Origin of the sequence: Microbispora sp. H10670 (assembly GCF_014161385.1) — a bacterium.
Taxonomy (GTDB): domain Bacteria; phylum Actinomycetota; class Actinomycetes; order Streptosporangiales; family Streptosporangiaceae; genus Microbispora; species Microbispora triticiradicis.
Genome location: NZ_JABBWW010000046.1, coordinates 23,921 through 37,237 on the forward strand (window position 1 = coordinate 23,921; position 13,317 = coordinate 37,237).

A 13,317-nucleotide genomic window follows, 5' to 3' on the forward strand; every position below is an offset into this window, starting at 1 on the left:
GCAGTGTGGACGAACCGGCGGGCCCGCGTCTAGCATCCCTTCCGTGGCCGGGGACCCCCGAGATCCGCTCGACCTGCTGCCCCTGGTCTTCTCCCAGCCGCGGAAGGCCCTCGCGGGCGCGCGTGCCCTGCTCGCCGGTCGGCCCGGCCCGTTCGAGGCGTCGGTGGCCCACCACGTCCTCGGCCTGTTCGAACGGGACTTCGGCGACCTCACGACCGCCCTCGGGCATCTGCGGCGGGCCCGCGCGCTGGCCCGGAGGACGGGCTCGGCCACCCGCGAGGCCGACGTCCTGGCGACTCTGGGCATCGCCCTCGTCCACTCCGGCCGTACGCGGCCGGGCCTGGCCGCGCTCGACCAGGCCCGCGAACGGTCGGCGGGCGTGTCCGCGGCCAAGATCCTGTTTCTGCGGGCGGGGGCGCTGTGGATCCTCGGCCGGCACCGGGAGGCCCTCGACGACCTGCGGCGGGCGCTCCCGGAGCTGCGCGAGGCGGGCGACACGATCTATACGGCCCGGGCGCTCACCCTCCGCGCCACCCTGCTGCTCGCGCTCGGTTCCGTGGAGCGCGCGGACCAGGACTTCCTCGTCGCCGAGCGGCTGTGGGCGACCACGGACCAGGAGCACGACAAGGTCGTGGCGCTGGAGAACCGCGGTCGCGCCGCCTTCCGGTCGGGAGACCTCCCGGCCGCGCTCGGCCACTTCGACGAGGCGGCCGGACGTTACCTCGCCCTGGGCACGCCCGCCTTCGTCCTGGAGATGGAACGCTGCGCCGCGCTCATGGCGGCGGGGTTGCCGCGCGAGGCACTCGAGCGCGCGGACGCCTCGATCGACCTGCTCGACCGGACCGGCGGGCAGCCCACGAGGCGGGCGCAGCTCCTGTTCACCGCCGCGGGCGCGGCGCTCGCGGCGGGCGACCCCGAGACGGCCATCGCGCGGGTACGGCCGGCGATCCGGCTGTTCGCGGCGCAGAAGCGGGAGTGGTGGGAGACGCACGCCCGCCTGACACTGTGCCAGGCCCGCTTCGCCTCGGGGCGGATCTCCCCGAGCCTGGCCCGGGACGCCGCGGCCCTCGCCGCGACGTTGTCCCGGCTGGGCTCACCCGAGGACGTCCAGGCGTTCCTGCTGGCCGGCCGGGCCGCGCTCGCGCTGGGCCGGGCCGAGGAGGCGGCGCCCCACCTGGCGCGGGCCGCGCGGGGGCGGTTCAGGGGACCGGCTTTCGCGCGGGCCGACGGCTGGCTCGCCCACGCGTTGCGGGCCGAGTCCGAGGGGCGGCCCCGGGGCGTGCTCCACGCGTGCCGCCGGGGGCTCGACGTGCTCGACGAGCACAGGCTGACGCTGGGCGCGTCCGAGCTGCGGGCCCGCGCCACGGCCCGGGGGGCGGAGCTGGCCGCGCTCGCGCAGCGGGTCAGCCGCCGGTCCGGGGACGCGCGGCGGCTCCTCGCGTGGAGTGAACGCTGGCGGGCGACCGCCCTGGCGGTGCCGCCCGCGCGCTCGCCCGGCGACCGGGAGCTGCTGCGCGATGTGACGGCCTTCCGCGAGATCGCGAGCCGGGCCGACGCGGCCCGCTCCGCCGGCGCCCCCGTCGCCTCGCTCGATCGGGAACGGGCGCGGCTGGAGCGGGAGATCCGCGGCCGGACGCTGACCATGCGCGCCCGGGGAGAGCCGGGTGGCGACCGTTTCGACGCCGGGGCGCTGCTCCGCAGGCTCGGCGGCACCAGGCTGGTCGAGATCGCCGAGGTCGACGGTGACCTGCACGTGCTGCTGTGCGGCGAAGGGCGGGTCCGCGGGTACGGCGCGGGGCGGATCGCCGACGCGGCGGCCGAGGTGGAGCATCTGCGCGCGGGGTTGCGGCGGCTGGCCTACGAGGGAGCGCCCCGGCGGCTCGCGCTCGTAGAGGAGGCCGGCCGGCGTCTCCAGGACATGCTCTTCGGGCCGGCCGCCCGGCATCTCGGGGAGGGGCCGATCGTGATCGTCCCGCCGGGGCGCCTGCACGGCGTGCCGTGGGCCGTGCTCCCCGCGCTGCGCGACCGCGTGGTGAGCGTGTCGCCGTCCGCCCGCGCCTGGCTGCGGGCGGTCGATCTCGTCCCTCCGCCCGCCGGCGGCCCGGCGTCGGGAATCGTGCTCGTCCGGGGCCCCGGCCTGGGCAGCGGCGGGGGTGAGGTGCCGCCACTCGCCCGGCTGTACGGCGGCGCCGCCGTCCTGGAGGAGGGTGGCGCGACGGCCTCGGCCGTCCTCAAGGCGATCGACGGCGCCCGGCTCGCGCACATCGCCGCCCATGGGATCTTCAGAGCCGACAGCCCGATGTTCTCCAGCCTTCGCATGGCCGACGGTCCCCTGACCGTGTACGAGTTCGAACGGCTGGGCCGGGCACCCCACCGGATCATCCTGCCGAGCTGTGACTCCGGCGGTCTGCAGCCCGTGGGCGCCGACGAGCTGCTCGGCCTCGCGGCCGCGCTGCTCCCACTGGGAACGGCCGGCATCGTCGCGGGTCTCGTCCCGGTGCACGACGAGGCCGTGATCCCCCTGATGCTGGCGCTCCACGCCGGGCTGAGCGCCGGGCGTTCCACCGCGGAGGCGCTGCGCGACGCCAGGCGGGAGATCCCGGACGATCCTCTCCACCAGGCGACCGCGTGGTCCTTCACGGCGATCGGCGGGGCCTGACGGGAACGTTCCTACGCCAGGCCGATCAGCCGTCCCAGAGAGCTCCTGTCGCTGCTGCCGAGCCTCTGGTAGGCGCGGCACAACTGGTTGCCGACGGTGCGGATCGACAGGCCGAGCCGCTGGGCGATCTCCCGGTTGGTGAGACCGGCCGCGGCGAGCGCGGTGATCTGCCGCTGCCGCGGGGTGAGCCGAGGGGTGGCGAGGCCGGTCAGCACCGGGGTGCGGGCCCCCTGGCAGGCGCGGGCCAGCGCCGACGCGTGCGCCAGGGACGCCGCGGCCGCGCGGCCGTTCCGGTGGGCGTTAGCGGCGTGCCCGGCGGCCTCGGCCGCGTGCAGCAGCAGGCCGAGGTCGGCCAGCCTGCGCGCCGCCTTGTCGAGCGCCGCCCCGTCCCGTGCGGCCAGCGCCGCCGCGTGCTCGGCGAGCACGGCCGCGAGATCGCCGCTCATCGTCTCGGCCAGGCGGTCCAGCCGCTTCGTCACCAGTTCGGGCGCCCCGAGCCGGGCCACGTCGTGCAGCGCGAACAGGTCGTCCGCACCGTCACGTCTCACACTCCCCGCCGCCGCGAGCGCGCACCGCAGCGCCCCGTCCAGGTCGCCCCGCGCGGCCAGGACCCACGCACGGGCGGACGCGTCGTCTCCGCACCGGCCCAGCGCCTCCTCGGCGGTGCGCAGGTCACCGATGTGGGCGGCGGCCCGGGCGAGCTCGGCGGAGCAGGCGTGGTGCCCGGGGGCACGCCGTGTGCCCTCGCCGCTCCAGGCCACCGCGTCCCGGACCTCCCCCCGCAGCCGGGCGAGCCACGCCCTGCGGGCGCAGAACTCGGCCATCCCGGGCTGCTCCCAGCCCGCGTCATCCTCGGTGAGGCGTTCACCCGCGCCCGGGACGAGCCCCGTGAGATCCCCCGCGTAGCCGCGTGCCGTCAACTCCGCGACCTGCGCGGAAAGGGCACGCGCCACATCCCGCGGCGGCCGGGCCGTACCGGCGAGTCGCCGTGCGCGCAGGCGGCCGACCCCGGCGCGCAGAGCGGCGCCGAACAGGGGATGGGCCAGCCGCACCCGTAAGTCGTCGTCGATCACGACCAGCCCCCTGGCCTCCAGCCGTTCCAGCACGGGAGCGGCGGCGGCCCCGGCCTCCAGCGGTTCGGCGAAGGCGACGAGCTCCAGGGCCTCCCGCTCCGCGTCGTCGACCTCTCCGATCTCCGCCGACACCAGATCGCGCAGCGTCGCCGTGACCGGCACCTCGCCCCGCCAGCGCCACACGCCGTGGGCCCGGTCCAGGGCGGACGCCTCACGGGTGGCGGCGACCAGCTCGCGCAGCAGCCGCAGGTCGCCTCCGCAGACCCGGTGGAACCGCCGTACGGTGAGCTCTTCGACGTGGGCCCCGAGCACGTGGGCGAGGAGCTCGCCCGTCCGGGGCACGGACAGCGGCGTGAGGTCGAGACGCGGCAGCAGGTACCGCCGCCACAACTCCGCCACGGCCTCGGGCGCCGGTTCGTCCGCGCGGACCGTGACGAGCAGATGCGCGCCCCCGTGCGCGGCCAGGTGGTGGACGAGGGCCGCGGACGCGTCGTCGAGGAGGTGGGCGTCGTCGATCACGAGCACCCGCACCCGATGCAATACCTGTACGGCCCGGCTGAGCGAGTCGGCGGCCGATCCCGGCAACAGATGGGCGAACGCGCCGAAACGGAGTGACGCGCCCCCGCGGGTCCCCGACACCCGGACATGCGCCAGATCCGCGACGGCCTCCGCGGCCAGCCTGCTCCTCCCCGTGCCCGCCTCACCGGCGACGACGATGCCGCGCCTGACGCCGCGTACGGCGGCGCGCACCGTCTCGAGCTCCTCCGCCCGGCCGCAGAACGGCCATCGGTCTCGTGGATCGTTCATGTCCTCATGAGCCTTGTGGCGTGCGCCTGATACATCCGTTCTTGTGAGTAGGGGGCTACTCTTGGCGGGCCCTCGCGGCGTTCTTACCGTCGCCCCATGGGACGCCGCAGGACAGTGATTCGCAGAGCCGTTCAGGCGCGGGCCGGGACGAGCCCGCGACACCGGTGGGCATGGATCCTGCCGATCGTGCTCGTCGTGATCGCGCTGGCCGGCTGTGATGATCCGCAGACGGACGGGGGAACGGCCTCGGCCGCGACCGATGCCGCGACCGGCGCGGCGGCCGGCGGCGGGAAGGGGCTGAAGGGCGGGACGGGGCCCGGAGGCGGCGGGGGAAACGGGCGCAGAACCGGGCACTTCACCCTCACGTCGGGCCCGACGCTCGACGGCGACTTCAGCGGCCCCCAGGGTACGGGGGGCGGCGGCAGCACCTGCGTGACGCTGTCCAGCCCCGTCCCCGGCGAGGTGCGGGTCGTGCGGGTGCGCCTGGTGCAGGACGGCCCGGGGGAGATGACCGCCGTTCCCGGAGGTTATCCGTGTACGTTCGACGGCCCGGCCGCTTCCTGCGAGGGGACGGTGCTCACCCCGGGGGGATCCGTCTGCCCGTTCGGGCTGGACGGAGAAGGAGACGCCGACTCGAAGGCACGGCTGGTCCTGACGCTGGAGCGGACGTGCGTCGACCACGAGGCCCCCGTCTGCGACGGCATCCCAGCGTCCCCCTCGCCCGCCGATCCGGCCGTCGTGACCTGGAAATACGTCCTCACGTACTACTACTGCCCCAATCCGTCCGAGGGCTTCCCCGGCATCCGCGCCGCCCCCTGCCCCCCGCCGTCGGGGCCGCCGTCCACCACGCCGATCCCCACCGACGAGCCCACCGATCAGGTGCCGACGGACGAGCCGGCACAGGGGTGAGGCCATGACCGAGGAGAGGGAGGAGGAGGCCCCGCAGCCGAGTCCACTCGAACGCAGGTTCGCCGCGTTCGCCCAGGCCGTGGGCATCGGCGCGCTGCCGCCCAGCATCGCCGTCGGCCTGCTGTTCTACTTCGGTTACGTGTCGAGCCGCCGCCGCTTCGCCCTGTTCGGCCTGGATCTCGACATCCTCGACCTGCCGACGCAGGCGGTGCTGCTGTACGGCTCCGAGGCGCTGTGGTTCCCCCTGGCCGCGCTGTTCCTCGTCGCGCTCCTGGCCCTGTGGGGCCACGTCGAGATCAGCCGCCTCGTACGGCGCCGCCGGCGCGCGTCGATCGACGATCCCGCCGTGCGGTCGCCCGCGCTGACGGTGACGGGATGGGCGTCACTCGTGGTGGGCGTCCTCCTGGTCGCCAGGGGTGTGGCGGGGACGCTCGCCCCCGACGTCGCCGCCCGCGAGGCGCCCGGGACCAGCGCGCTCTGCCTCGGTGCCGGGACCCTGTTCGGCGCCTACGGCCGCTGGCTGGTCACGTGGCGCCGCGTCCACCGGCAGCGGCTGCTCGAACGCGCGGCGGCCGTGGCCGTCGTCTCGCTGGCGGTCGCGAGCCTGTTCTGGGCCAGTGCCGGCTACGCGATCGCGTACGGCAGGAGCCGCGCGGCCGACTTCGTCGCCGGCCTCGACCGCCGGCCCGAGGTCGTGCTCGACACCACCGAGCCGCTCGACCTGGGGCCCGAGTTCGCGGGAGCCACCGAGTCGAGGCTCCCCAAGGCCAAGGGCCGCCGGTTCGCCTACCGGTACCACCACCTGCGCCTGCTCACCGAGTCCGGCGGCCGTCTGTTCCTGATCCCCGCCGAATGGCCGACCGGCTCCCGGTGGCCCCTCGTCTGGCGGGGCGGCGGCACGCTCGTCGTGCCGTACGACGAGCACGTCCGGCTGTCGTTCCTGCCGTACGCCGGTCCCTGAGGCGCAGATACGGTTCAGCGGGGGGACAGGCGCTTGAGCACCTCGTCGTGCAGCAGGCCGTTGGTGCAGACGAGGTTGCCGCCGTCGAGCGGGGAGGCGCCGTCGAGCGAGGTGCAGGAGCCGCCGGCCTCCTCCACGATGATCGTGAGCGCCGCCATGTCCCACGGCGACAGCTCGGGCTCGGCGGAGACGTCCACCGCGCCCTCCGCGACCATCATGTGCGACCAGAAGTCGCCGTAGCCGCGGCTGCGCCAGCATGCCCGGGTCAGGTCGAGGAACGGTTCGAGCCGCCCGGCCTTCTCCCATTCCTCCAGGTCGGAGAAGGAGAACGAGGCGTCGTCGAGCCGGCCCACCGACGAGACCTCGCAGCGGGACGCCTTGCTCAGGCTGCGGCCGGTCCACGCGCCGCCCTCCTTGGCGGCCCACCAGCGGCGGCCGAGCGCGGGGGCCGAGACCACGCCCGCGACGACCCTGCCGTGCTCCATCAGGGCGATCAGCGTGGCCCACACGGGCACCCCGCGGACGTAGTTCTTCGTCCCGTCGATCGGATCGATCACCCACGAGCGCATGCCGTACCCGGTCGTGCCGAACTCCTCGCCCACGACGGCGTCGCGGGGCCGGGCGCGGCGGAGGGTGCCCCGGATCGCCTCCTCGACGGCCCGGTCGGCGTCGCTGACCGGGGTGAGGTCGGGCTTGGTGTCGACCCGCAGGTCGACGGCCTTGAAACGGCGCATCGTGATGTCGTCGGCGGCGTCGGCCATCAGGTGCGCGAGGTTCAGGTCGTCGCGATACTCCGTCACATGCCCCAAGGTATCGCGACCCTCCCCGTTCGCATCGGCGGACGGATCACTCCGGGTCGTACCGGTCGGTAACATCTCGGCCATGGACATCGCCGCCTTTCTCCTCGACAGCGTCCCGTTCGCCCGGCTGCTCGGCATCACGTTCGACTCGGTCGGCTCCGGCACGGCGGTCGCCCGCCTGGCCGACCGGGAGGACCTGCGCAACCACGTCGGCGGCCCGCACGCCGGCGCCCTGTTCACGCTGGCCGAGACGGCTTCGGGCGCGGCGATGCTGTCGGCGTTCGGCGACCAGCTCACGCGGGCCGTGCCGCTGGCCACCGGGGCCGCGATCCGCTACGTGAAGCTCGCCACGGGCGAGGTCACGGCCGCCGCCACCCTGCGGGCGGGGCGGGAGGAGGTCGTGGCGCGCCTGGACGCGGGCGAACGGCCTGAGTTCGAGGTCGGCGTCGAGATCCGGAACGCCGAGGGCGTCGTCGTCACCGAGATGACCGTCTCCTGGACGCTCCGCCCCAACCGGGACGCCTGAGCCGGTCCGCGGCCGGCCCGCGGTCAGCCGGCGGTCAGTCCGCGAGGACCTCGTCGGGGGAGGACCGGGCGAGCCGGGCGAGGGTGGCCAGGGCGAGCTCCAGCGTCTCCGCCGGAGGGGAGGCGAGGCCCAGGCGGACGGCGTTCGGCGCGCGGTAGTCGCCGACCGCGAACGCCGCCGCCGGGGTGACGCCGATGCCGTGCCGCGCCGCGGCGGCCACGAACGTGTCGGCCCGCCACGGGGGCGGCAGCTCCCACCAGCAGTAGTACGACCTCGGGTCGGCGCGCACCGCGAACCCGCCGAGGTGACGCGCCGCGATCTCCTGCCGGGCCTCGGCGTCCCGCCGTTTGCCGCGGCCCAGCGCGTCCAGCACACCGCCCGCGGCGAGCCGGGCCGCCGCGTCCAGCGCGAACCGCGACGGCGCCCAGCCTCCCGAGTGCAGCGCGGCGGTCACGCCGGGGACGGCGGCCTCGGGTACGACGGAGAACCCGATGGTCAGGCCGGGCGCGACCCGTTTGGAGAGGCTGTCCACGAGGATCACGCGTTCGGGCGCCACGGCGGCGAGCGGGGGCGGATCGGGCCGGAGGAACGACCAGACGCCGTCCTCCACCGCGGGCAGGTCCAGCCGCGCCAGCACGTCCGCGAGTTCGGCGCGGCGCTCGACCGGCATGCTGACCGACAACGGGTTGTGCAGCGTCGGCTGGAGGTAGAGCGCCTTCAGCGGGGCCCGGCGCGCGGCGGCCTCGACGGCGGCGGGGACCAGGCCCGCCTCGTCGGCCGCCAGGGGCACGAGGGTGACCCCGAGCCGGGCCGCCATCGTCTTCAGGACGGGGTAGGTGAGCTCCTCGACGCCCAGCCGCGAGCCGGGAGGGGCCAGCGCGGCGACGGCGGCCGCGATCGCCTGGCGTCCGTTGCCCGCGAACAGCACCCGCGCGGGATCCGGCCGCCACCACGCGCGGGCCAGCAGGTCCGCCACGACCTCACGGGCGTCGGCGGTGCCCGCCGCGCCCACCGGCCGCAGGGACGCCTCCAGCAGGTCGGGGCGCAGCAACGGCCGGATGCCCTCCCCCAGCAGACGGCCCTGCTCGGGGATGAGGGGATGGTTGAGCTCCAGGTCGATCCGGGTGGCGGCGGGCTCGGCCAGGACCGTCCCGGCGTGCCGGGCGGAGGCGCGGACGAAGGTGCCCCGGCCCACCTCGCCGACCGTCAGGCCGCGACGGGTCAGCTCCGCGTAGACCCGTGCCGCCGTGGACCCGGCGATGCCGCGTCGCCGGGCGAAGTCCCGCTGCGGCGGCAGCCGGTCGCCCGGCCTGAGCCGCCCGGCCGCGATGTCGGCGGCCACCTCGTCGGCCAGCTTCCGGTAGTCGTCCACGGGCTCCTCCTCTCAATTGCTCCGAGAGCAATATAAACATTGCATTCGATAAAGCGCGTGAAATAGCCTGAAAAAGCCTTCCGGACCGGCATCAAAGACTTTTTCGACGAAGAAGGCGGCATCGATGGTGGAACGGAACGCGGTGCTGGGCGTGGTGTCCGTGGCGCTCGGAATGGTGCTCTCCCCGGGCCCGAACATGATGTATCTCGTGTCGCGGAGCATCGGCCAGGGACGCCGGGCGGGGCTGGTCTCCTTGAGCGGCGTCGTCGCGGGCTTCCTCGTGTACCTGGCCGCCGCGAACCTCGGCCTGGCGGTGCTGCTCGCGGCGTTCCCGCAGGTCATCGCCGTGATCCGGCTGGCCGGGGCGGCCTACCTGCTGTGGCTCGCCTGGCAGGCCGTCCGGCCCGGCGGCGTCTCGGTGTTCGCCGTACGGGACGTGCCGCCCGACCCCCCGCGGCGGCTCTTCGCCATGGGCCTGATGACGAACCTGCTCAATCCGAAGATCGCCGTCCTGTACGTGTCCGTCATCCCGCAGTTCGTCGACGTGAACCGGGGAGACGTGCTGCTTCAGGGCGTCGTTCTCGGCGCTCTCCAGATCGCGGTGGCCGCCACGGTGAACTGCTCGATCGTGCTGGCCGCCGGTGGCGTCGCGGGCTTCCTGGCGCACCGGCCGGGGTGGCTGCGGGCGCAGCGGATCGTCATGGGCGGGATGCTCGGAGTGCTCGCCGTCACGCTCGCCGTCGGCGGCGCCTCGTCCTAGTCCTCGTCCGGGGCGCCCTCGCGGCTGGCGAGCAGCCGCCGCAGGGACTCCAGGCGCGCGGGATCGGCGTGCCCCTCGGCGACGTAGCCGACGAGCGCGCAGTCGTCGTCGAGATGGGTGCAGCCCTTGGGGCAGCCGGCCGTGGCGTCCACGAGGTCGGGGAACGCCGCGAGCACGGTCTCCACCGAGACGTGGGCGAGCCCGAAGCTGCGCACGCCCGGCGTGTCGATGATCCAGCCGCCCTCGGGCAGTTCCAGCGCGACCGCCGAGGTGGAGGTGTGCCTGCCCCGGCCGGTGACCGCGTTCACGTGGGACACGGCCCGGCGGGCGTGCGGCACCAACGCGTTGACCAGGGTCGACTTGCCGACACCCGAGTGGCCGACCAGCACGCTGATCCGGTCCGCGAGCACCCCGGCCAGTTCGTCGAGCGCGCCGCCCCTGCGGACGACGACGTACGGCACGCCGAGGGGCTCGTAGAGGGCCACGAGGTCGCGGGCTGGGGCGAGGTCCGACTTGGTGAGGCAGAGCAGCGGCTCGATGTCGGCGTCGAAGGCCGCGACGAGCATCCGGTCGATCATGCGGGGACGCGGCGGCGGATCGGCGAGCGCGGTCACGATCACCAATCGGTCGGCGTTGGCGACGATGGGCCGCTCGATGTCGTCGGTGTCGTCGGCGCTGCGGCGCAGCATCGACGTCCGCTCCTCGACGCGGACGACGCGCGCCAGCGTGTCGGGCTGCCCGGTCACGTCGCCCACCAGCGCGACGCGGTCGCCCACGACGATGCCCTTGCGGCCGAGCTCGCGGGCCTTCATCGCGACGACGAGCGTCCGCTCGCCCCTCCGCCGCCCGGACGTCTCGGTGCCGGGCACGCCCTCACCGACCAGGCAGGTGTAGCGCCCGCGGTCGACGGCCACCACGAACCCCTCGACCGCCTCGCTGTGGGCAGGCCGGATCCGCGTCCGGGGCCGCGAGCCCTTGCCCGGCCTGATCCTGACGTCGTCCTCGTCGTAGCGCCGTCTGCTCAGTTCCCGTGCCCCGATCGTCCCAGTGCCGCCATCAGCGCCCCTCGCCGAGCCTCTTGCCGAGGCCTTCGCTGCCCAGCATCGCGGCCCACATGCGCGGGAACTCGGGCAGCGTCTTGGCGGTCGTCGCGATGTCCTCGACCTCGACGCCCGGCACGACCAGGCCGACGACGGCGCCCGCCGTGGCCATGCGGTGGTCGGCGTAGGAGCGGAAGACACCGCCGGTCAGCGGCCGGGGACGGATCTCCAGGCCGTCGTCGGTCTCCCGCGCGTCGCCGCCCAGCCGGTTGATCTCCGTCGCGAGAGCGGTGATCCGGTCGGTCTCGTGCCCCCGGATGTGCGCGACGCCCCTGATCCGGGAGGGGCCGTCGGCGAGCGCGGCGAGCGCGGCGATCGTGGGCGTGAGCTCGCTGACGTCCCGCAGGTCGGCGTCGATGCCCCGCAGGGATCCGGTGCCGGTCACCCGCAGGCCCTCCGGCACCCGCTCGACCCGCGCGCCCATCTCGGCGAGCAGCCCGCGCAGCGCGTCGCCGCCCTGCGTCGTCTCCTCCGGCCAGTCGGGCACGACGACGGCGCCACCGGTGACCAGGGCGGCCGCGAGGAAGGGCGCGGCGTTGGACAGGTCGGGCTCCACCGTGACGTCCCCGGCCCGGACCGGCCCGGCCTGCACCCGCCACACGTCGGTCTCCGTGTCGTCCACCTCGACCCCGGCCCGGCGCAGCATCTGCACGGTCATCTCGATGTGCGGCATCGAGGGGACGGGCGGGCCGTCGTGCCGCACCGTCACGCCCTTCTCGAAGCGCGCGCCGGCCAGCAGCAGGCCCGAGACCATCTGGGAGGAGACGGACGCGTCGAGGACGACCTCGCCGCCCGAGATCGGCCCGCGGATCGTGAACGGCAGCGCGTCGTTGTCGACCGACGCGCCGAGCGCGCGCAGCGCGCCGAGGATCGGGCCCATCGGGCGCTTGCGCGCGTGCGGGTCGCCGTCGAAGAAGACCGGCCCGCCGGCGAGCGCGGCGACCGGAGGCACGAAGCGCATCACGGTCCCGGCCAGCCCGGCGTCGATCGACACCCCGCCGCGTACGGGACGCGGGGTCACCGACCAGTCCACGCTGTCGGCGCTCTCGTTGGACGGCGTCATCTCGGCGCCGAGCGCGCGCAGCGCCGCCGCCATGAGGTCGGCGTCGCGGCTGCGCAGCGCGAGCCGTACGGTGCCGGGGGCGTCGGCCAGCGCGGCGAGCACGAGCGCGCGGTTGGTCACCGACTTCGAACCGGGCAGACGCACCGTCGCGCGGACCGGCCCGGCGGCCACCGGAGCCGGCCAGAGCGGTGCGTCGACGCCGTGCTCGTCGGCCCTGGGCCCGTCGACGCTGGGCCCGTCGACGTCGTGCTGACGGGTGACATGCGGCTCGGCGCCGCCGGACGCGGACTGCGGAGAGGCCATGCCGGCAAGCTTATCGGGCCCCTCTCCGGCGGCCGCACGCCGCGCGGAGCCCGCCGGGACGGCGGTCTTTGTGCCAGTCTTGATGACATGTGCGGGAGGTACGCGTCTGCGCGCAAGAAGCAGGAGTTGCTGGAGGAGTTCGAGGTCGAACTGGACGGCGTGCCCGACCAGGAGCTGCGGCCCGACTACAACGTCGCGCCCACCAAGACCGTCTACGCGGTGATGTGCCGGGTGCCGAAGGACGAGGGCGGCGAGAGCGCCGGCGACCGGCCGGTCAGGCAGCTCCGGCTGGTCCGGTGGGGGCTCGTGCCGAGCTGGGCCAAGGATCCGTCCGTCGGCTCCCGGATGATCAATGCCCGGGTGGAGACGGTGGCGGAGAAGCCGTCCTACCGCAGGGCGCTGAAGTCGCGCCGCTGTCTGCTGCCGGCGGACGGCTACTACGAGTGGATGCCGGTCGAGGGGAAGAAGAAGCAGCCCTTCTTCATCCACCCGGCCGACGGCGGCGTGCTCGCGATGGCCGGGCTGTACGAGTTCTGGAAGGACCCCGGCCGGGCGGACGACGACCCGCTCAAGTGGCTGTGCACCTGCACCGTGATCACCACCACGGCGGAGGACAGGCTGGGCCGCATCCACGACCGCATGCCGATGATGGTCGAGCGGGAGCGCTGGGCGGAGTGGCTCGACCCCGGCGTCACCGATCCCACCGGGCTCCTCGTCCCGGCCGGCCCTGACCGGCTGGAGGCGTACGCCGTGTCCGACGTCGTGAACAACGTCCGACACAACGGTCCCGAGCTGGTCGAGCCGCTGGAAGGCGACGACGTCCCGACGCTCGGCTAGATGATTGATTCCAAGGGCTAAGGTTCGCGAACTGCCTGCGGACATGAAGCGAGGGTGTCCAAGATCGATTTGTGACGAAAGACCTGGACACCCTCGCCACCGCACTGTACGTGAAGATCGACGACTACCTGATCGCTTTCCCGGACC

General features: G+C 74.7%; 11 protein-coding genes. 6 read left to right on the forward strand and 5 right to left on the reverse strand.

Features of this window, described 5'->3' with window-relative positions; translation table 11 throughout:
- Positions 1 to 43: 43 nt before the first annotated feature.
- Entirely contained in the window at positions 44 to 2,659 is a 2,616-nt protein-coding gene (locus tag HHX33_RS37575; RefSeq protein ID WP_220502475.1) for a CHAT domain-containing protein, read from the forward strand.
- An 11-nt stretch (positions 2,660 to 2,670) separates the two neighbouring features.
- On the opposite strand, the gene HHX33_RS33635 is transcribed toward HHX33_RS37575, so the two are convergent.
- Positions 2,671 to 4,539: a helix-turn-helix transcriptional regulator gene (locus HHX33_RS33635; protein ID WP_182878089.1), complete on the reverse strand. Its 1,869-nt coding sequence runs from the start codon at positions 4,537 to 4,539 to the stop codon at positions 2,671 to 2,673.
- 186 nt (positions 4,540 to 4,725) lie between these two features.
- Between HHX33_RS33635 and HHX33_RS33640 the strand changes: the two genes are divergently transcribed.
- Complete coding sequence (locus HHX33_RS33640; RefSeq protein ID WP_182878090.1) at positions 4,726 to 5,448, forward strand: hypothetical protein; 723 nt, start codon at positions 4,726 to 4,728, stop codon at positions 5,446 to 5,448.
- Between the two features lie 4 nt (positions 5,449 to 5,452).
- Entirely contained in the window at positions 5,453 to 6,409 is a 957-nt protein-coding gene (locus tag HHX33_RS33645) for a hypothetical protein (RefSeq protein WP_182878091.1), read from the forward strand.
- Between the two features lie 14 nt (positions 6,410 to 6,423).
- Here the strand turns inward: HHX33_RS33645 and hisN are convergent, their stop codons facing one another.
- Entirely contained in the window at positions 6,424 to 7,209 is a 786-nt protein-coding gene (gene hisN, locus HHX33_RS33650; protein ID WP_117408823.1) for a histidinol-phosphatase, read from the reverse strand.
- 82 nt (positions 7,210 to 7,291) lie between these two features.
- Between hisN and HHX33_RS33655 the strand changes: the two genes are divergently transcribed.
- Positions 7,292 to 7,735, forward strand: coding sequence for a DUF4442 domain-containing protein (locus HHX33_RS33655; protein ID WP_117408822.1), 444 nt, complete (start codon positions 7,292 to 7,294; stop codon positions 7,733 to 7,735).
- A 34-nt stretch (positions 7,736 to 7,769) separates the two neighbouring features.
- On the opposite strand, the gene HHX33_RS33660 is transcribed toward HHX33_RS33655, so the two are convergent.
- Positions 7,770 to 9,107: a PLP-dependent aminotransferase family protein gene (locus tag HHX33_RS33660; RefSeq protein ID WP_182878092.1), complete on the reverse strand. Its 1,338-nt coding sequence runs from the start codon at positions 9,105 to 9,107 to the stop codon at positions 7,770 to 7,772.
- 124 nt (positions 9,108 to 9,231) lie between these two features.
- Here HHX33_RS33660 and HHX33_RS33665 point away from each other — a divergent pair, with 124 nt between their 5' ends.
- The gene (locus HHX33_RS33665) at positions 9,232 to 9,867 is read left to right on the forward strand and encodes a LysE family translocator (protein ID WP_182878093.1); all 636 of its coding nucleotides are present in this window, start codon (positions 9,232 to 9,234) and stop codon (positions 9,865 to 9,867) included.
- Here HHX33_RS33665 and rsgA read toward each other — a convergent pair.
- Both rsgA and aroA read right to left on the reverse strand, forming a co-directional pair.
- Positions 9,864 to 10,892 carry a ribosome small subunit-dependent GTPase A gene (rsgA, locus tag HHX33_RS33670; protein ID WP_182878099.1) on the reverse strand — a complete coding sequence of 343 codons (1,029 nt, stop codon included), beginning with the start codon at positions 10,890 to 10,892 and terminating at the stop codon, positions 9,864 to 9,866. The two genes, HHX33_RS33665 and rsgA, sit on opposite strands and share 4 nt — an antisense overlap.
- 31 nt (positions 10,893 to 10,923) lie before the next feature.
- Positions 10,924 to 12,333: a 3-phosphoshikimate 1-carboxyvinyltransferase gene (aroA, locus tag HHX33_RS33675; RefSeq protein WP_182878094.1), complete on the reverse strand. Its 1,410-nt coding sequence runs from the start codon at positions 12,331 to 12,333 to the stop codon at positions 10,924 to 10,926.
- Positions 12,334 to 12,420: 87 nt separating this feature from the next.
- On the opposite strand from aroA, the gene HHX33_RS33680 reads away from it, so the two are divergent.
- Positions 12,421 to 13,170: an SOS response-associated peptidase gene (locus HHX33_RS33680; RefSeq protein ID WP_182878095.1), complete on the forward strand. Its 750-nt coding sequence runs from the start codon at positions 12,421 to 12,423 to the stop codon at positions 13,168 to 13,170.
- Positions 13,171 to 13,317: the final 147 nt, after the last annotated feature.